The sequence below is a fragment of the Thalassospira sp. Z349TD_5 genome, assembly GCF_056173045.1.
Genome location: NZ_CM149654.1, coordinates 4,169,578 through 4,189,164 on the forward strand (window position 1 = coordinate 4,169,578; position 19,587 = coordinate 4,189,164).

19 protein-coding genes are annotated in these 19,587 nt (G+C 53.5%); 5 read left to right on the forward strand and 14 right to left on the reverse strand.

Annotation, left to right across the window (positions count from 1 at the left end; translation table 11 throughout):
• Positions 1–91: 91 nt before the first annotated feature.
• Complete coding sequence (lepA, locus tag AC0VXT_RS19140; RefSeq protein WP_475546688.1) at positions 92–1,897, reverse strand: translation elongation factor 4; 1,806 nt, start codon at positions 1,895–1,897, stop codon at positions 92–94.
• 563 nt (positions 1,898–2,460) lie between these two features.
• Here lepA and AC0VXT_RS19145 point away from each other — a divergent pair.
• Positions 2,461–4,509: a sensor histidine kinase gene (locus AC0VXT_RS19145; RefSeq protein ID WP_475546689.1), complete on the forward strand. Its 2,049-nt coding sequence runs from the start codon at positions 2,461–2,463 to the stop codon at positions 4,507–4,509.
• Positions 4,510–4,620: 111 nt separating this feature from the next.
• Complete coding sequence (locus AC0VXT_RS19150) at positions 4,621–5,094, forward strand: hypothetical protein (RefSeq protein ID WP_430471758.1); 474 nt, start codon at positions 4,621–4,623, stop codon at positions 5,092–5,094.
• A gap of 117 nt (positions 5,095–5,211) precedes the next feature.
• Here the strand turns inward: AC0VXT_RS19150 and pheT are convergent, their stop codons facing one another.
• The 4 genes from pheT to rpmI form a co-directional block, all read right to left on the reverse strand.
• Positions 5,212–7,620 (reverse strand): phenylalanine--tRNA ligase subunit beta, encoded by a 2,409-nt coding sequence (gene pheT / locus AC0VXT_RS19155; RefSeq protein WP_475546690.1) that lies wholly within the window; start codon positions 7,618–7,620, stop codon positions 5,212–5,214.
• A 4-nt stretch (positions 7,621–7,624) separates the two neighbouring features.
• Entirely contained in the window at positions 7,625–8,695 is a 1,071-nt protein-coding gene (gene pheS / locus AC0VXT_RS19160) for a phenylalanine--tRNA ligase subunit alpha (protein ID WP_022732735.1), read from the reverse strand.
• 126 nt (positions 8,696–8,821) lie between these two features.
• On the reverse strand, positions 8,822–9,178 hold the full coding sequence (rplT, locus tag AC0VXT_RS19165) for a 50S ribosomal protein L20 (RefSeq protein ID WP_022732736.1): 357 nt from the start codon (positions 9,176–9,178) through the stop codon (positions 8,822–8,824).
• Between the two features lie 16 nt (positions 9,179–9,194).
• Positions 9,195–9,392, reverse strand: coding sequence for a 50S ribosomal protein L35 (rpmI, locus tag AC0VXT_RS19170; protein ID WP_022732737.1), 198 nt, complete (start codon positions 9,390–9,392; stop codon positions 9,195–9,197).
• A gap of 253 nt (positions 9,393–9,645) precedes the next feature.
• Here rpmI and AC0VXT_RS19175 point away from each other — a divergent pair, with 253 nt between their 5' ends.
• Entirely contained in the window at positions 9,646–10,605 is a 960-nt protein-coding gene (locus AC0VXT_RS19175) for an AEC family transporter (protein ID WP_475546691.1), read from the forward strand.
• Positions 10,606–10,684: 79 nt separating this feature from the next.
• Here AC0VXT_RS19175 and AC0VXT_RS19180 read toward each other — a convergent pair whose 3' ends face one another.
• From AC0VXT_RS19180 to AC0VXT_RS19195, 4 genes are all read right to left on the reverse strand, one after another.
• A complete protein-coding gene (locus tag AC0VXT_RS19180) occupies positions 10,685–11,089 on the reverse strand; it encodes a response regulator (protein ID WP_022732739.1) in 405 nt (134 codons plus the stop codon).
• 54 nt (positions 11,090–11,143) lie between these two features.
• Complete coding sequence (gene infC, locus AC0VXT_RS19185; protein WP_022732740.1) at positions 11,144–11,659, reverse strand: translation initiation factor IF-3; 516 nt, start codon at positions 11,657–11,659, stop codon at positions 11,144–11,146.
• Positions 11,660–11,889: 230 nt separating this feature from the next.
• A complete protein-coding gene (locus tag AC0VXT_RS19190) occupies positions 11,890–12,918 on the reverse strand; it encodes a glycosyltransferase family 9 protein (protein WP_475546692.1) in 1,029 nt (342 codons plus the stop codon).
• The gene (locus tag AC0VXT_RS19195) at positions 12,915–14,129 is read right to left on the reverse strand and encodes a glycosyltransferase family 4 protein (RefSeq protein ID WP_475546693.1); all 1,215 of its coding nucleotides are present in this window, start codon (positions 14,127–14,129) and stop codon (positions 12,915–12,917) included. The genes AC0VXT_RS19190 and AC0VXT_RS19195 overlap by 4 nt, the downstream gene beginning before the upstream one ends.
• Before the next feature lie 68 nt (positions 14,130–14,197).
• On the opposite strand from AC0VXT_RS19195, the gene AC0VXT_RS19200 reads away from it, so the two are divergent.
• Complete coding sequence (locus AC0VXT_RS19200) at positions 14,198–15,010, forward strand: alpha/beta hydrolase (RefSeq protein ID WP_475546694.1); 813 nt, start codon at positions 14,198–14,200, stop codon at positions 15,008–15,010.
• 27 nt (positions 15,011–15,037) lie between these two features.
• On the opposite strand, the gene AC0VXT_RS19205 is transcribed toward AC0VXT_RS19200, so the two are convergent.
• The 5 genes from AC0VXT_RS19205 to tsaD all read right to left on the reverse strand — a co-directional run bounded on the left by AC0VXT_RS19205 (position 15,038) and on the right by tsaD (position 18,290).
• Entirely contained in the window at positions 15,038–15,373 is a 336-nt protein-coding gene (locus tag AC0VXT_RS19205; RefSeq protein ID WP_475546695.1) for a Rieske (2Fe-2S) protein, read from the reverse strand.
• A complete protein-coding gene (locus AC0VXT_RS19210; RefSeq protein ID WP_475546696.1) occupies positions 15,370–15,783 on the reverse strand; it encodes an EVE domain-containing protein in 414 nt (137 codons plus the stop codon). The genes AC0VXT_RS19205 and AC0VXT_RS19210 overlap by 4 nt, the downstream gene beginning before the upstream one ends.
• A 3-nt stretch (positions 15,784–15,786) precedes the next feature.
• The gene (locus AC0VXT_RS19215; protein ID WP_022732746.1) at positions 15,787–16,065 is read right to left on the reverse strand and encodes a YciI family protein; all 279 of its coding nucleotides are present in this window, start codon (positions 16,063–16,065) and stop codon (positions 15,787–15,789) included.
• Positions 16,066–16,180: 115 nt separating this feature from the next.
• Entirely contained in the window at positions 16,181–17,185 is a 1,005-nt protein-coding gene (locus AC0VXT_RS19220) for an NAD(P)H-dependent glycerol-3-phosphate dehydrogenase (protein WP_475546697.1), read from the reverse strand.
• 46 nt (positions 17,186–17,231) lie between these two features.
• Complete coding sequence (gene tsaD / locus AC0VXT_RS19225) at positions 17,232–18,290, reverse strand: tRNA (adenosine(37)-N6)-threonylcarbamoyltransferase complex transferase subunit TsaD (protein ID WP_475546698.1); 1,059 nt, start codon at positions 18,288–18,290, stop codon at positions 17,232–17,234.
• 345 nt (positions 18,291–18,635) lie between these two features.
• Between tsaD and hemC the strand changes: the two genes are divergently transcribed.
• The gene (hemC, locus tag AC0VXT_RS19230; protein ID WP_475546699.1) at positions 18,636–19,580 is read left to right on the forward strand and encodes a hydroxymethylbilane synthase; all 945 of its coding nucleotides are present in this window, start codon (positions 18,636–18,638) and stop codon (positions 19,578–19,580) included.
• Positions 19,581–19,587 lie beyond the last annotated feature (7 nt).

Sequence of the window (19,587 nt, forward strand, 5' to 3'; positions counted from 1 at the left end):
AGCGAAGGTACTTCTGAAAACAGCAAAGAAAAAAGGCTGCAACCCCAATGGGATGCAGCCTTTGTTTTGATATCGAAACTTCGGCAATCGCCTATTTATCGTCGCCCATCTTAAGCGCATTGATAAAGGCCGACTGTGGAATTTCCACCTTGCCGAACTGACGCATCTTTTTCTTACCGGCCTTCTGCTTTTCCAGAAGTTTACGTTTACGCGACACGTCGCCGCCGTAACATTTTGCCGTCACGTCTTTGCGCATTGCCGATACGGTTTCACGGGCAATCACCCGACCGCCAATCGCGGCCTGAATGGCGACTTTAAACATCTGACGCGGGATAAGGTCCTTAAGACGTTTGCAAATCTCACGGCCACGGTATTCTGCTGCCGAACGGTGAACCATCAATGCCAACGCATCAACCGGATCTTCGTTGACCAGAATGGAGACCTTGACCAGATCGCTTTCGTCATACCCGGCGATATCGTAATCAAAGCTGGCATAGCCACGCGAAATCGATTTCAGACGGTCATAGAAATCAAACACCACTTCATTGAGCGGCAATTTATAGACCACCATTGCGCGGTTCCCGACATAGGTCAGGTCAAGCTGAACGCCACGGCGTTCGGTACACAATGTCAAAATCCCGCCAAGATAATCGTCGGGCACCATGATCGATGCCTTGATCCATGGCTCCTCGATCTTGGCGATCTTGGTGACATCGGGGAAATCTGCCGGATTGTGCAGCAGGATTTCTTCGCCCTTGCTCATGGTGATCTTGTAGGACACCGACGGTGCGGTCGTAATCAGATCAAGCTCGAACTCACGTTCAAGGCGTTCCTGAATGATCTCAAGATGCAGCAGACCAAGGAAACCACAGCGGAAACCAAGACCAAGGGCGGTCGAGTTTTCCGGCTCGAACTGGAACGATGCGTCATTGAGATGCAGCTTTTCAAGCGCGTCACGCAGGGTTTCATATTCGCTGGTGTTGACCGGGAAAATACCACAGAACACAACCGGAATGGACGGTTTGAAACCGGCCAGCGGTTTGGCGCACGGGCGTTTGTCTTCGGTAATGGTGTCCCCGACTTCGCATTCGGCAACGGTTTTCATACCGCAATTGATAAAGCCGACTTCGCCCGGACCCATTTCTTCGAGGGCGATCGGTTTTGGCGTAAACACCCCGACACGGTCAATGGTGTGGGTGACCTTGGCGTTCATGAAACGGACCTTCTGGCCGCGCTTGAGCGTACCTTCCTTGACCCGCACCAAAATCATCACACCGAGATAGGCGTCATACCAGCTATCGACCAGCAAAACTTCAAGCGGTGCCGTCGCATCCCCGGTCGGGGATGGAAGACGGGTTACCAGTGCTTCAAGTACGTCTGGAACACCAAGGCCGGTTTTGGCCGAAATCATCACCGCGTCGCTGGCATCAATGCCAATCACTTCTTCGATCTGTTCTTTGACACGGTCTGGTTCTGCTGCGGGCAGATCAACCTTGTTCAGAACTGGAACAATTTCGTGATTGTTTTCAATTGCCTGATAAACGTTGGCCAGCGTCTGGGCTTCGACACCCTGTGCGGCATCCACCACCAGAAGCGATCCTTCGCAAGCGGCAAGGGAGCGCGACACTTCATAGGCAAAGTCGACGTGACCGGGCGTATCCATCAGGTTGAGGGTATATTCAACCCCATCCTTGGCGGTATATTTAAGACGCACGGCCTGTGATTTGATGGTGATGCCACGTTCACGTTCGATATCCATCGAATCGAGAACCTGCTCAGCCATTTCACGGTCGGTCAGGCCGCCGGTCAACTGGATCAGACGGTCGGCCAGGGTCGATTTACCGTGGTCGATATGTGCGATGATCGAAAAATTACGAATATGCTTAAGGTCGGTCATATGGCTGCTTCTGGCACTAAAGTTGGCTCGCATTCGGCCAAGGGGCAAAACAATATCGAAACGCTGGGATGATCGTTATCTGACTGTCGCGAAACCCGTCATACGCAAGGTTCAGCCGAAAGCATCCATCCCGGTCTGCACACCATGTTCTGGCAGCGACGCTGGGATGAAACACATCGCCTAAACGATGTGACACTTACAGGAAAACCCGCCATATGTGATCCGCAAAGCAGTCAGGAAATTGAACAAACAATTCCCCGGATCAATCACCAGCGGGTTTATAGGGGTTTTTGCCTGCAAATAGAAGCGTTGTGTTGCAAATGCCCACCAGTGTTTTGCAATGCCATCACGACCGAACATCATCGCGATCCACCTGTCATTGCGTCAAAGGTGCCACCGCATTCATCAAATCCCTGTTTGCAGACGTAATTTCTTTGTCGTTACATAAGATTTAGACCATCTACGCGCTTTTCAACCGCAGAAAAAGAACATAGGTTTTAGTCAGAGCTCACCCCATCTAACAAGGATGAGCCGAAACAGTCCGAGTGGGAACGCCTGCCAACATGTTCATGACCTCAATCGAGCAAACCCTGTCTCGTCGCAGCTTGGCAAAGCTGCGCAAAAGGCTGGCGCTCTTGACCATGACCGGCGTGTTTGTCCTGCTGTTTTCGTTCTTCTTCATCCAGAAAACGCTGTATGACAGCGCCGTTGACCAAGCCAGCAGCCAACTAGAGTCAACCGCCTACCGGCTGGGGTTGATGCTGTTACAAAACAGCACAGTCGATCTGCAAAAGATCGTTGAAGATAATTCAGACATCACAGTCGGATTGCTCAATGGGAAGCTTGATCAGGTTAGTGGGTATATCCCACCGCATCTGATTGGCGATCTGGCGGAATACATTGTCAAGCAGCCTGCGGATCGCGATTCATTGCTGTGCGTCCATGGGCAACAGGTCATGATTCTGGCCTATAGCAAACTGCCTGATCTTGATCGGATCCTGGTTGCCTATACCCCGCGATCAAAACTGATGGAAAACTGGCGCCAGGCCATCATTTTGCACGCGCTTTTGTTTGTCATGGCCATGACCATCCTGTGCGGGTTGGCGGTCTGGCTGTGGCAACGCCTTAAGCGCCAGCATTTGCGCGCCGCCCATTTGGCCGAACATTTCAGCGAGACGGAAAACACTCTGTCGGAATGTGGCTGTGCGGTCATCAGCTGGCCGGTCGATACTGCTGACGGGAAATTAGTCACGCAAATGAACTGGCCCGAAATTCTTGGCCCGTCGAATGAAAACATCAAACCGCTGCTGACCGAATTCCTTGACCGGTTAACGCCATCCTCAATGGCAAGACTGCGCGGGCCGCTGATTGACAATGTCTGGCCGGATGCGCGGATTGGCGCGATGGTCGATATTCGCATTGATGCCAACCATACCCAGCGTTTCTATCTTATGGCGCACAGGTACCTTGAGAACGAACGTGATTTCATTTCCGTTCTATTGCTTGAAACCGCCGCACAGCAGGAACTTTGCAATCCGTTCGAAACCTATTTGCGCCACACGCCCGAACCATCGATTGCAGTTGATACCGATGGCATTTTGCACGGGTTTAGCCCGGCGTTCGAAGAACTGGTCGGGACACGTCTGTATAATCTGATCGGCCAGCCATTTTTCAAACTGTTCGAGCCCGAAGACCAGCAAATCGCGCTGGCATCATCACGCTCCCTTACCGAAAAGCGCGATTCGGGCGACACAAAGCAGATCCTGCGCCTTAGGGATCGCAACGACAATATCCGCTGGCTTTCGTGGCATGCCATCGGGCCCTTTGACGGCATGACCTTTAGCAGCGCGCGCGATGTCACCGAGTTTGTGGAAAATGCCAACAAACTGCGCGATACCCTTGATCAGCTTAAACGCAGCAACGAGGACCTCGAACAGTTTGCCTATGTTGCATCACATGACTTGCAACAACCGTTACGCATGGTCGCAAGCTATACCCAGCTTTTGAAAAAACGCTATGCCGGGACGCTCGATCAGGAGGCCGACGAATATATCGACTATGCGGTCGATGGTGCCAAACGCATGCACAAGCTGATCAGCCACCTTCTGGAATACGCCAAAACCGGCACCAATGAAGATTTCAGCACAGTTGACTGCAATCAGGTCCTCAACGAAGCACAGGCGGACCTTAAAACAATCATCAGTCAGGAACATGCCACCATAACCCATAACGGGCTGCCCAGCCTGATGGGCGACCGCATTGGTCTTTCGCGGCTGTTCCAGAACCTTGTGTCAAACGCGATCAAGTACCGGCGTCCCGGCGTCCCGCCCCATATCGACATTACGGTTGAACCCGATACGCCGTCGGGCGATTTCTGGCGTTTTTCAGTGCGTGACAACGGCATTGGCATTCACCCCGAACATGCCCAGCGTATTTTCCGTCTGTTCCAGCGCCTGCATAAGGATGAATTTTCCGGAACCGGGCTTGGCCTGTCGCTATGTCGGAAAATTGTCGAACAGCACGGCGGGAAAATCTGGCTTGATACCACCCGCCCGATCAGTGATCCGGGCGCCACATTCATCTTTACACTCCGTGCCAGCCGGTCTGACTAACGACGGCCAAAACCCGGCATCAAATGGCAAGCATATTGCTTGGTGTATCGGTATAGGCGTGACGCAGGGAAAAAGCTGCCTCGCCCTGGCACCAAGGGAGTTACGGAAAACATGACCATAAGCTTTGCCCGCAACCGTCGTTCGATCCTGACATCTGTCGCAATGCTGGGGCTACTTACGCTTGGCGCCTGTGGCTCGGACATGCGCACCATGAATAACAACCACATGCAGACCCTTGCCAACTTCTTTGCCCAACACGAACCGGGGGAGCCATTGCCGCGCGGATGGCGGCGGCTGGATGGCAGGGAAATTAACTACCGTTTTGCAAACGAAACATATGCCATCTATTCGATTGACGAGGATGAGCAGCTTTTGGTTTTGCATCTTTATGACAATGGTGTCGGGCGCCTTGATGCCGATGACGATCGCGAACAATGCACATGGAACAGCATGGCCGATCAACTGAGCATTGAATGCGATGACACCGATATGGAATGGCACATATTTAGCAACGGGCCCGAGTTGATCGCACTTGATCTCGACGAGGAAGAATATGCCATCCTGCGCAAGCGCCCCGGTCGGTAAATTTATCCCGGCCTTTTCGCGTTCGCCATACTTTGCATCCCCGATAAAAGAAAACGGGCCGCCCGAAAGCGACCCGTCTGAAATGTTTTACTGTCTTTGGTTGCCAAAGAGCAGGACCTAGGCCCGCAAAGATCCGCCGGTTGCCTTTTCGACAGCCGCGACAACGTTTTTGCTGACCGTATCAATTTCTTCTTCGGTCAAGGTTGCCTTGGTCGGCTGTAATGTGATCGAAAATGCCAGTGACTTCTTGCCATCTTCGATGCCTTTTCCAGCATAAAGATCAAAGATCGTCACATCGACAATCAGGTTACGGTCGGCACTGCGCGCGGCCTTAATGATGGCTTCGGCCTTCACATCCTGATCAAGCAAGAAGGCAAAGTCCCGCTCAACCGACTGGAAGCTTGAAGCATTAAGCGCCGGACGGGCCGTACCTTTTTTCTTTGGCATCGGCACGTTTTCGACAAACAGCTCAAACGCCACGACGCGACCTTTAACACCAAGCGCCTTAAGCACTTTCGGATGCAACTCACCGAAATACCCAAGAACGTTTTTCGGACCCAGCTGCAAGGCGGCTGAGCGTCCCGGATGATACCAGCTTGGCGCACCGTCGGTAGTGACCTGCACATTGGCCGCATTGGTTCCAAGCGCCTCAAGCAGCGCTTCTGCATCGGCCTTAACGTCAAACACATCAACGTCTCGGCGCGAACCGGTCCAGCTGCGTGCTGTCGTGGCACCAGAACGAAGACCCGCCGCCACAAGACGCTGATCGCCGGGCTGATCACCAAAGAATTCCGGCCCAACTTCAAACAAAGCCAGATCAGCAAACCCGCGTGCATGGTTGCGCCCCGCGGCTGCGATCATGTTGATCAGCGCGTTGGGGCGCATCACATCAAGGTCGGAGCTGATCGGATTGGCCAGATACAGGCCGTCTTTAAGCTCACCAAACAGCTTTGCCCAACGCGAGTCGGTAAAGGCCCATGTCACGGTTTCATACAAACCGCGTGATGCCAGAACACGACGGGTCAGACCAACACGTTTTTGCATCGGCGACAGGGCCGGTACCGGCAGGCTGCTTTCGCGTTCCAACGCAACAGTCGGGATCTTGTCATAACCGACAATTCGCAGGACTTCCTCGACCAGATCAGCTTCACCAACCACGTCGGGACGCCACGTCGGTGCGACGGCGGCAATGACCGGGCCCGAACCACTGACCTCAAAACCAAGCGATGTCAGGATTCCAACAACACGATCAGCCTCAACCGCAACACCGCCAAGCTCACGAATACGGTCAATCCGCAGATCAAAGCTGTTGCGCGGGTTTGGCACTTCGCCAGCTTTGACAACGTTCGAAACTTCACCACCGCAGATTTCCGTAATCAGGTGCGTGGCGACTTCCATGCCCCAAGCAATCGATTGCGGATCAACGCCACGTTCGAAACGATAGCGCGCATCGGAATTGATTTGAAGCTTACGGCCGGTCTTGGCAACGCTGATCGGATCAAACAGGGCGCATTCGACAAACACGTTTACTGTGTCTTCAAGGCACCCGGTTTCTTCCCCGCCAATGATCCCACCAATGCCAAGTGCCTTTGCCGTATCAGCAATGACAACCATGGTGTCAGACAGCACGTATTCCTTGTTATCAAGGGCCGCGATTTTTTCACCATTGGTCGCATAGCGCACATTGATGTCACCCGACAGTTTATCGGCATCAAACACATGTAACGGACGGCCCAGATCGTGGGTTACCAGATTGGTGATATCAACAAGGGCCGAAATCGGGCGCAGGCCGATGGCCTCCAGACGGGCTTTGAGCCAATCCGGGCTTTGGGCATTTTTCACACCACGGATATACCGACCATAAAATGCCGGAACGGCCTTGTTGGATGCGATTTCACGGCTGATGGTGACACCAATCGGGCTGTCAAAACTGCCTGAAACGGCTTCCTGACGCGGATCGGTTTTCAGCGTACCGATACCGGCTGCGGCCAGATCACGCGCAATCCCGCGCACGCCTGTGCAATCAGGGCGGTTCGGGGTCAAACCGATTTCAAAAATCGTATCATCCGCACCCAAGATACCGGCAACGGGTGCGCCAATTGGCGCATCATCGGGCAACTCGATAATGCCGTCATGATCCTCACCAAGGCACAGCTCACGGGTTGAGCACATCATCCCCTGGCTTTCGACACCGCGGATTTTTCCCGGTTTCAGCTTGGAACCATCAATCGGAATGATCGCACCGGGCTGAGCCAAGGCAACCTTGATGCCGGTGCGCGCGTTTGGTGCACCACAAACGACCTGAATGATTTTCTCGCCGGTATTGACCCGGCACAGCTTCAAACGGTCTGCATCCGGATGCTGTCCGGCTTCTTCGATATGGGCAACACGAATGTCGGCAAGGGCTGCTGCACGATCGGTAAGCCCTTCGATTTCAAGGCCGATATCAGTCAGTTTTTCGGCAATCACCGCAACCGACGCATCGGTATCAAGGTGCTGTTTTAGCCAATCAAGTGTGAATTTCATAATCTCAGCCCCTTACCATGTTCGGTACATCCAGCGGCACGAAACCATAATGTTTCAGCCAGCGCAGATCGGTATCGAAGAAGGTACGAAGATCGGGAATGCCGTATTTCAACATGGCGATACGTTCAATCCCCATGCCAAAGGCAAAGCCCTGATATTCTTCCGGGTCAAGACCACAGGCCGACAGGACGCGCGGATGCACCATGCCGCAGCCAAGGATTTCCAACCAGTCGTCGCCTTCACCAATCTTGAGCTCCCCGCCTTTGCGCGAACAACCGATATCCATTTCGGCACTCGGCTCGGTGAACGGGAAGAAGCTTGGACGGTAGCGCACCGGTACATCATCAAGTTCGAAATAGGTTTTCACAAACTCAAGCAGACAGCCCTTGAGATGCCCCATGTGCGTTTTTTTATCGATCACCAGACCTTCGACCTGATGGAACATCGGCGTATGGGTCATATCGCTATCGGAACGATATGTCCGGCCCGGTGCGATAATACGGATCGGCGGAGTTTTGTTCTGCATGGTTCTGATCTGCACAGGCGATGTATGGGTCCGCAGCACAAGGCGCGACCCGTCTTCGCGTTCAGGCAGATAGAAAGTGTCCTGCATTTCGCGCGCGGGATGTTCCGGCGGAATGTTAAGGGCGGTAAAATTATGGAAATCGTCTTCGACGTCCGGCCCTTCGGCCAGTGCAAAGCCCATCTCGCCAAAGATCGAGACAATTTCGTCAATCGTCTGGCTGATCGGGTGAATACGGCCTGCCGTTTCATCAGGACGTGACGACAGGGTAACGTCGATCCGCTCACCCGACAGGCGCGCCTCAAGGGCGGCATCTTCAAGGGCCGTTTTGCGGGTGTCGATTGCGCCTGCAACCTGGTCTTTGACCGCGTTCAGCGTCTGACCAAATTCACGACGTTGATCGGGGTCCATCTTGCCAAGGTTTTTCATCAGGCCGGTAATACGGCCTTTCTTGCCAAGGGCGCTGATGCGGACATCTTCAAGTACAGCCAGATCGGCCGCATTTTCGACTTCCGCCAGAACCTCTTCGCGCAATGCTTCGATGTTTTCCATAACTTCCGACGCTTTGGCTTGGGTTTCAAAAACAAAAAGAACGTAAAATAAGAAAGGGGACGGCCAATATGGCCGCCCCCGATCAAATCAGGCAAGTGCCTATATAAACCTTATTACAAAGGTTTATTAGCCGAGTGCAGCCTGCGCCTGTGTAACCAGAGCTTTGAAAGCTTCAGGTTCACGCACTGCGATGTCAGCAAGCACCTTGCGGTCCAGTTCAACGCCAGCCTTCTTAAGGCCGTTCATGAACTGCGAATAGCTCAGACCGTTTTCACGTGCACCGGCGTTGATACGCTGGATCCAGAGTGAACGGAACTGGCGTTTCTTAACGCGACGATCGCGGTATGCATACTGCAAACCTTTTTCCACAGCCTGAACGGCAGTGCGGAAAGTATTCTTGCGGCGGCCTCGGTAACCCTTGGCAGCATTAATAACCTTGCGGTGACGGGCGTGTGAAGACACGCCCCCTTTTACACGAGCCATTTAACTCTCCTTAACCTTAACCGTACGGCAGGAATTTTTTGACAATGCGGGCATCGGCGTCACAGAGAATCTCTGTACCACGCGACTGGCGCTTCATCTTGGTAGGTTTTGCAGTCAGCAGGTGGCGCTTGTTTGCCACGTTGCGACGCACTTTTCCGCTTGCAGTCAGGCTAAAGCGTTTTTTAGCACTCGCTTTGGTCTTCATCTTGGGCATTTTTCTATCCTTGCATATGCAATGAAAACGAAATCCCCTACGGCGGCTGGGCATGCCCTGAAAGTTCATAACAAACTTTCCAGCCTCACCACCTGTTTCGGGGACGGGTGGTTATAGACTCAGCATTTGCCTTTTTCAAGGACCAATTCGCCCCTTTGCCCTTGCTTTTTGCGGCTCTGCCCCGCCATTGTGCATTCGACAGATCAAATAAACCCGCCCAGTTTCATTCTCTCGCCTCTATATCACAGGTCGCATGGCACAAATTACATCTATCATCCTGCCCTTTTTCAGCCTGATTGCCCTTGGCTGGATTGGCGGAAAGACCAAGATCGTCTCGAGCGAAGGGATGCGCGGCATCAATGGCTTTGTTTTTTACTTTGCCTTGCCTGCCCTTTTGTTTCGCGCCCTTGCCAGCCGGACACCATCAGAAATTTGGCAGCCCGACATTTTGCTTGCTTACGGCGGGGCAACGCTTCTGGTTTATGGCGCAACGCGGCTTATTGCAAAACGTGTCTTCAAACTCGACCCAGCCTGCCAGACGCTTTTTTCCTTTGGCAGCACCATGCCCAATGTCGGTTTCATGGGCTTACCCCTGATCATTGGGTTGCTTGGAACCCAGGCGACTGTTCCCCTGATTGTCGCCCTGTCATTTGATCTGATTTTCATGTTGCCGCTTTCGCTGTTCCTGCTTGAAACAGCGAAGCATGCCGATGGCACAAACCCATTGGGCAAAATCCTGCGCGGAACGTTGCTTAATCCGGTTGTCATCGCGATTCTAACCGGCGTTGCGGTCAGCATTCTTGACCTTCGCTGGCCAGATGGTGTGGATTATCTGCTGGAACTTCTGGGACGCAGTGCCGGGCCGGCAGCACTATTTGCCATTGGCGTCGCACTTGTCGGTCGTCCGATTGCCGAAAACCGTGCCGAGCTTGCCGTCATGAGCATTGCCAAACTGGTTGCCCATCCCGTGGCCGTCTTCATTGCATTTTATAGTCTTGGAACCGTTTCAGGGCTGGAGGCACAGGCTGTTTTACTGCTTGCAGGCTTACCAACGGCGGGGAATGTTTTTGTCATCGCAACAACCTATGACCGCTATATCGTTAGAAGCTCGTCAATTGTTCTGGTGACCACAGCCGTCGGCGTTATCAGCTTTTCGGTCCTGACATTATATATTGATCCACTGATCGCAGCCCTTCGACCGCTTGTCCCATAGATACACTTCACCATCGGCTGATACCGACAGACCTGGCATTCAAACGCAATGCGTGAAGGTGCAGATTACAGGTGAACCATCAAACCGCAGTTTTGATGTTATGGGCGCGGCCGATCCATTTTTCGACTCGTGTCATCAGCTTTTCGCGATTGACCGGCTTAAGGACAAAATCGTTGCCCCCGGCGGCAACACCGCCGCGCAGGTCTTCTTCACTCTGACGTGCTGTGACATAAATGATCGCGCAGGCAAGATTGGGGAAATGGGTCCGCACATTAAGTGCGGTTTCAAACCCGTTCATGTCGGGCATCATGATATCCAGAAGGATGATGCGCGGCCTTGCCGACTTCAGGAGTTTTAAAAGGTCCTTGCCAGAGGAAACCCCCTGAAACTGATAACCGCCGCTTTCGACGATTCGTTTCAGAAGAACCAGACTTTTCGGGTCGTCATCAACACCAACGATCAGAAGATCATTTACGGCTGGCATGGCATTCCCTCTTTGGCTTGGACCTCTTTGGGCAGAACGGCAAAACGCCGCGTCTTAACGCGGCGCCAATACCATAATCATAACACGACCTTCCATCTTCGGCATCATTTCCGGCTTGGAAAGATCTTCAAGATCCCCCGAGAAGCGCTGGAGCATGCCAAGACCAAGATCCTGGTGGGCCATTTCACGTCCGCGGAAGCGCAACGTAACTTTCACCTTATCACCACCGCCAAGAAACTTCTGCGCGGCACGCAGTTTGACGTTGTAGTCATGGATATCGATGTTCGGACGGAGTTTGATCTCCTTGACTTCGATAACCTTCTGTTTCTTTTTGGCTTCGTTCTGCTTTTTGCTTTGTTCGTATTTGAACTTGCCGTAGTCGATCAACTTGCACACTGGCGGTTCGGCATTCGGAGCGACTTCGACAAGGTCGAGTCCAACTTCTGCTGCCTTTTCAACGCCTTCACGCACCGTCATCGGATCCGACATATTGCCTTCAGCGTCGACAACACAGATCAAACGGGCTTTAATATCCTCATTGACGCGCGGACCATCCTTGGTCGGCTGCATCGGTTTGCGTGGTCGTGCTATGGATAATCTCCTATGGTAATCAAACAAATCGGTCAGAAAGAGTAATATGGAAAACCGCGTTTCTATGAAACCGCGTTTTTCACTAGACCTGCACTAGCATATCCCGGTGCGCTCAGAAAGCAATGTTTTTAGGCAAGTCAAAACCTTTCAAAGCGCCAATTTCCGCGCTTTTGAATTAACGGTGTGCTTATTGTGCCATTACCGGTTTTTTATTCGTCCAAATCAAGACGACGGCGCACTTCTTCCATCACACGATTAACGGTTAATTCCCGCAGATCACTTTCGCGGACGGTGCTAATGGCATTGTCGCTAGTTCCGCGCGGTGCACTTAATTTTGGATCCGATTCGCGCGAAAACAGGACAATGGATGGCGCCCCTGCGGCAGCCGCAATATGCATCGGCCCCGTATCATTGCCGATCGCCAAAACCGACCGCGCACCAAGCGATGCAATGTCAAGAAATCCGGTCCGCCCCATCAGATTTCGGGCCTTGGGGCACATGGCATCAACCTTGCCCAGGACGTCGCTTTCCTTCTCGGTTCCAATCAGAACCGGCGTTAAGCGATAATCGGCAAGTTTTTTGGCCAAAAGCCCAAACCGTTCTGCGGGCCACCGCTTTGCCGGACGATGGGGCGCGCCCCCCGGACAAATCAGAACGAACGGACTGCGAATGCCAAAACGATCCAGATCAATGTCAGGTCCGGCAAGAACGGGAACAGGAACCTTCGAAAGACCTGCATACTCAAGCTGGTCAAAAATTCGATCAAGCGCGTGCATGCTATCGCGTTCGGGATTTGCATGCGGGTGTGAACATCCACGTGCGATTCCGGACCATTCGGGCTTTGGGCTTGGCCAGAACAATTTGTAATAGAATCCGGACCGGTCCGAGGTTTGCAAATCATAAACGCGGTCAAAATTACCGTTGCGCAGAAAACGGCGCAGGGCAAAAACTTCGCGCAGATTGGTCAATTTTGGGCGACGGTCGATGGCAATCGCATCAAAAAATCCACTGGCTTTCATCAGATCGACAAACGGCCGTGTGGTCAAAACCGTGATATGCGCATCAGGATGGGCAGCACGGATCGCCGCAAACGGTCCCATTGCCAGGATAACATCACCCAGTGCGGAAAGCTTGATTACCAGGATACGCTTGCCTGTTGCCGACGCATCCGTCGCCAGCTCTTTACCGGCTGTTGTAACAACCGGATCAACTGGCATACTCATGATATCGTCGTTCATGCTGCATTCCTGTGAACGCGCTTAAGCGCCTTGGCATAAACGCCAAGTGTCTGTTCGGCCATCTGTTCAAGCGAGTAATGATCAATCACATGCTGACGCCCCTTGGCAGCAAGGGTCGCGCGTTTTTCCGGCGTCATACTCAGAACCTGAACAAGTGCGCGTGAAAGCTGTTCGACTTCATTGGGCGTAACAAGCCACCCGGTTTCGCCCGGAAGAACTGTTTCCATCGCCCCACCGTGCGCCGTTGAAACAACTGGACGCCCCATTGCCTGTGCCTCGGACGGAATACGACCAAAGGCTTCGGGCTGGATCGACGGACAGGCAACGACATCGGCCAACATATAGGCCGCAGGCATATCGGCACAATGGTTGACAATATGCACGACATCTTCAAGCCCAAGCTTATTCGTGACCTGCAGCACTTCATCCCGGTAACCGGTTCGGCCCTGATCTGATCCAACAATCAGACACCGCACACGGCGATGCCCAAGGGCCTCAAGAACCGCCGGCAAGGCACGAATGAGGAAACCATGCCCTTTCCAGCGCGTAATGCGACCCGGCAGCATAATCACATATTCTTCGCCATTCAGACGCCACAGGTTCGACAGCGCAATAAGCCGTTCCTGACTGACATTTTCAGGATTGAAAAGATCGACATTCGTTCCGCGTGGAACGATGTTCAAGCGATCTGGTTCAACCTTGTAATACTTGTTGATGTGGTTGGCGATGTGCTGGGAAATCGCAATAACCTGATCCCCCATCGTCATGATCGCGTTATAACGGCGCTTGAACGGGTTTTTATACCCGGAATACGTCCCGTGGAACGTCGTCACAAACGGGATTCCGGCCTTGCGCGCCGCAAAATAGGCACTCCAGGCGGGTGCGCGCGAACGGGCATGGATGATATCCACACCTTCGTCCGAAATAAGCTTCACCAGTGCGTCGATATTCTTGCGCATGGTCAGGATGTTTTTTGACTTCAGCGGCAAATTGATATGCTTGGCCCCAAAGCGATCCAGTTCGCGCTCAAGCCGCCCCCCCTGGGATGCGACAAGCGCCTTGCCGCCACCGTCAACGATGGCACGGGCAATATCAACCGTTCCGCGCTCGACCCCACCGGCGTCAAGTTCTGGCAAAACCTGTAAAATTACGGCAGGACGATAGTCCCCGCCTTGCGCTCGGGGCTCTGATCGATAGACTGCTTCAGTCATTACTTCTGACGCGCTCATGCAACTCCAACCACCAACATCCAAGGACTCCGCCCCGGATGACACATGACATGCCTAAACCGCAGCTTGAACACCCCCAACATCTCGACCGGCGGGATGGATTGAAAATCGCATACCATCACACGCCCGGCAAGCAATCTGACACCCAAGCCGCCAATTCCCGGACTTTAAAGATGCCGGGTGTTATGTTCCTTGGCGGTTTCATGTCAGACATGACCGGTACAAAAGCAACGCACCTTGAGGAGCACTGCATCCGGCAGGGGCTGGGTTATACCCGCTTTGACTATGGCGGTCACGGACAATCGTCAGGCAAATTTGCCGATGGCACAATCGGCCAATGGGCGGCGGATGCCATTGCCGTTCTTGATGAAATTACCACCGGACCACAAATTCTTGTCGGGTCGTCGATGGGCGGCTGGATCATGTTGCTGGTCGCCCTTGCCCGGCCAGAACGGGTTGCCGGACTTGTTGGCATTGCCGCCGCTCCGGACTTCACCGAAGACCTGATGTGGGCGCAGTTTAGCGACGATCAGAAAAAATCGATTATGGAAGACGGCGCCTTGATCGAACCGACCGATTATGGCGACGATCCCTATACCATCACACGCAATCTGATTGAAGATGGCCGCGACCAGCTCGTTTTGCGCAAACCACTGGAAATCAAATGCCCGGTGCGTCTGGTTCAAGGCATGAAAGACCCCGATGTACCGTGGCAAACCGCCCTTCGCCTCACCGAAGCACTGGCAACCGACGATGTCCGCATTGATCTGATCAAGACCGGCGACCATCGATTGTCCGAACCTGATCAGCTCGACGTCATTACCAAACATCTCGATGAAATTTTGGCAAAGGCGAAAGGATAATCCAACCGCCTTTGCCATCACTCCTTCTCAGGCGAGGACAATCTGATTGTCCTCGACCTTAACCGCAATGGGTTCAAGCACATCGCCTGTGCAGGGACCAGAAACACATTCACCGTCTTGGATGCGAAACCGCGCCCCATGGGTCGAACAGATGATTTCATCACCAAAATCGCTGATGAATTCATCTGGTTCCATATCAAGCGGCACACCAATATGCGGACAGCTATTTACATAGCCAAATACACCTTCATCGCTGCGCACGACAAAAATGCCCGCCCCGCCAAGATTAATGCCCTTGGCACCGGTCGCATCAAGATCGGTTAGCGCGCACAAAACTGTGCCTGCTTTGGGCAAATCGCTCATGGTGCGACACCACCCATTTCACAAATCGCCGCCCAGGACGCATCATCAATCGGCATGACCGACAAGCGAGATTGCTTGAGCAACGAAAGCTCGGCAAACCGTGGATCAGCCTTGATGTCGGCAAGGGTCACCGGTGATTTCAGCGGCTTGACCGTTTTGAAATCAACCTGAACAAATTTGCCCTTCACATCCGTCGGATCAGGGTAAAATTCCCGCACCACTTCAACGATGCCAACAATGCGTTTCTCATTCACTGAATGATAGAAAAACGCCTTGTCGCCGATTTTCATGGTGCGGAGATTCTTGGCAGCCTGATGGTTGCGCACACCATCCCACCCCTCAACATCCTTCTTGACCTGATCGTCCCACGACCAGCTTCCCGGTTCGGTTTTGATCAGCCAATACGCCATGGATCAGAAGACCTTTTTAAACGGACGGATCACAACAGATTCAAAAAGACCCGCCTTGGCATATGGATCATTGGCGGCAAATTCGCGCGCATCTTCAATCGCATCAAACTCGATGATAAAGACCGAGCCGTTCATGCCTTCCATATCAGGATCAAGGGTCGGGCCCGCCGCCACAATACGCTCGGCAAAACCGCCTTTGATATAGGCCAGATGGTCATCACGGTTGGCTTTACGCACGTGAAGGTGACCGGGTTTATCAACACAACGGATATAGAAATGCATGGACTGTTTCCTGCTTCTTTATGGGTTCAATACCCGTAAAGTGACAGAAGGTTGCCCCATTCTCAAGCTGAACCAATCGCCAATGACCTGCTTGTGGTCAGTATGTGCGAAAAGTCTACTGCGCGGTCTCAAGCTCATCACGGAAAGGACGCTGCAAAAGCCCATTGATCGTGCTGCGCAGATCGCTGCCATGATTGGCAACCTGATCAACTGCCGTGCAAATCGGCATTTCGACCTGATATTTCACCGCAACTGCGGTAATTGAGGCCGCCGTATAAACGCCTTCGGTCACCGAACGGCGTTCGCCCAGAATATCAGCAGACTTTCGCCCCTGTCCAAGGGCAACACCAAACGTGTAATTGCGCGATAATGTCCCCGTACAGGTCAGGGTCAAATCCCCAAGCCCGGCAAGCCCCAGCATGGTTTCAACCCGCCCGCCCATGGCAACGGCAAGCCGCGACATTTCAGCAATGCCACGCGTAATCAAGGCCGCGCGCGCATTATCGCCAAGCTCAAGCCCGGCAACCACGCCACTGGCAATCGCCAGGACGTTTTTAATCGCACCGGCAACTTCAACCCCGGCAACGTCCGTGCTGAAATAGGGTCGAAATTCCGGCGTGCCAATCAGTTCGACAAGGCGCTTGCCCAAGCCACGATCTTCGCAGGCAAGAGTAATCGCCGCAGGCAACCCAGTGGCAACTTCCTTGGCAAAGGTTGGGCCGGAAAGAACCGCAACCGGCACATTACCCAGCGTTTCAGTCACAACCTGCGCCATCAATGCCCCGGTTTCCTTTTCGATCCCCTTGCAGCAAATCACAGCCGGAAGATCGTCGGTCCAGTGGGCCGCAAGCTTGGTCAGGGTTTCGCGCAAATGCTGGGCCGGTGTCACCAATAAAACCGCATCCGCATCGCGCAACCCGTCATAGGCCGTGGTTGCCCGCAATGCACCGGGCAACGACACACCGGGCAGATAAAGATCATTTTCGCCGTTGGCGTTGATCTGTTCGGCCAGATCGGGATTGCGCAAAATCAGTTCAACATCCGCACCCGCACGGACGGCTTGTATGGCCAATGCCGTTCCCCAGGCGCCGCCACCGATAACTGTAATGCGCTTTTTCATGATCTGTTTTCCGGGCAAAATATGAGGTCGTTTTTATCGGATCGATTTATGCCTTAACCCCGGCACCGGGGCGCTTGGGCGCTTCGGGGTCCAGCGGCCAGCGCGGGCGTGGCTTGAAATCAAGATCATCACGTTCGCCCAGACGGAACCGTTCCAGCCCGGCCCATGCAATCATGGCGGCATTATCGGTACAAAGATCAAGGGGTGGCGCAACCAGCTTCATGCCAGCCTGATCGGTAAGCTCGACCAACCGCCCACGCAGATATTTATTCGCCGCAACCCCGCCAGCCAGAACAAGCGTGTTACCCGCCGGATAATCTTGCATGAATTCGAATACAGCGTTGCGCGCCCGATCAATCAGGGTATCGCCCACCGCACGCTGAAAGGATGCCGCAAGGTCGGCTTTGACGTCCTCGGTTTGCTGTTCAACCGGGAAACCGTCCATGTAATTGCGAACCGCCGTCTTAAGCCCGGAGAATGAAAAATCACACCCCGGACGACCGCGCAACGGACGCGGCAGGCCAAACCGGTTCGGGTTGCCCTTTTCCGCAATTTTTTCAAGCGCCGGACCACCGGGATAGCCAAGCCCCATCATCTTGGCGGTCTTATCAAAGGCTTCGCCGACCGCATCGTCAATCGTCGTGCCAATCCGTTTATAGCGCCCGACACCTTCGACAATCAGAACCTGACAATGGCCACCTGATACCAGCAGCAATAAGTAGGGAAAGGCAACATCGTCGGTCAACCGCACGGTCAGTGCATGACCTTCAAGATGATTGACCGCCATGAACGGCTTTTGCGCGGCAAAGGCGATGGCCTTGGCGGTCATTGTCCCGACCATCACCCCACCAATCAGGCCCGGTCCGCCTGTACAGGCAACCGCATCAAGATCATCAAACTCGACACCGGCATCATCCATCGCCTCGGCGACAAGCCGATCAAGATGCTCAAGATGTGCGCGTGCTGCAATTTCGGGCACCACGCCGCCATAGGGGCGATGATCATCAAGCTGGGATAAAACGCGGTTGGACAAAATTTCGCGCTTGTCATTAACAACAGCAGCGGCCGTTTCATCACAGCTTGTTTCGATACCAAGTACGATCATGCTTTTGATCCGGTCAGGGGTGCGCCGAAACCCTCGGCTTTGGGATGACAATACTACGCTTGGGGATGATGTAGCGGAAACTTTACCTGCTTTCCACCCCCGACGGGCGCATTTGCCATATGCAGTTATCGCGTTTCAGGCCTATTTTGACAGTCTAAAGGGTTTGTTTCGCCGCCCATTTACCCACGCCTTACAAAACTATCGAAACTCTCTCTAGACCGACATACGTCAATGAAATCGCATTTTCTGACACTATAATAGCACCGTCATACCAATCGATTTTTACCAGGACGCAGACCGCCGCACCCCTTGTTTTCAAACAACTTTAAGACTAAAACTCCTGTCATGACAGATACAGCAAAACTTCGCATTGGCACCCGTGGTTCACCCTTGGCATTGGCACAGGCGCACGAGGTCCGTGATAAACTGGCCGCCGCCCATCCCGAACTTGCCAGTGAAGGTGCAATCGCCATCACGGTCATTACGACAACCGGCGACAAGATCCTTGATCGCGCATTGTCGGAAATCGGCGGCAAGGGACTGTTTACCAAGGAAATCGATGATGCCCTGATGGGGGGCGACATTGACCTTGCTGTTCACAGCATGAAAGACGTTCCGACAGTCCTGCCTGATGGCATGATCCTGCCGACGATTTTACCGCGTGAAGATGTGCGTGATGCATTTATTTCGCTGAAATACAAAAGCTTTGCCGAAATGCCTGCCGGGTCCGTGATCGGATCGGCGTCGCTGCGCCGTCAGGCCATGATCCTGAACAAATATCCCGATCTCAAGGTCATCACATTCCGCGGCAATGTGCAGACCCGGCTTCGCAAACTTGGCGAAGAACAGGTCGATGCGACCTTACTGGCGATGGCTGGTTTGAACCGTCTGGGCCAACCCGAAATTGCCACCGCCCCGATTGCCGAAGACGACATGCTGCCCGCAGTTGCCCAAGGGGCGATTGGCATCACCATCCGTGAGGATGACACACAGGCCAAAGACTGGATATCCGCCCTTCATTGCGAAAAGTCGGCAATCCGTGTCGCGGGTGAACGCGCAGCCCTGTTCGCGCTTGATGGCTCCTGCCGCACCCCGATTGCCGCCCTTGCCGAGTATCATGAGGATGGCAGCATGCGGTTGCGGGTTTCAATCGTGCGCCCGGATGGCAGCGAACGGCTTGATACCGAACGCCATATTGCACAGCCAGACATGGCAACCGCATCTGCCGCAGGAAAAGATGCCGGGGAAGAGCTTAAACAACGCGGTGGTCCGGACTTTATTTCGGCCTGACTCACAA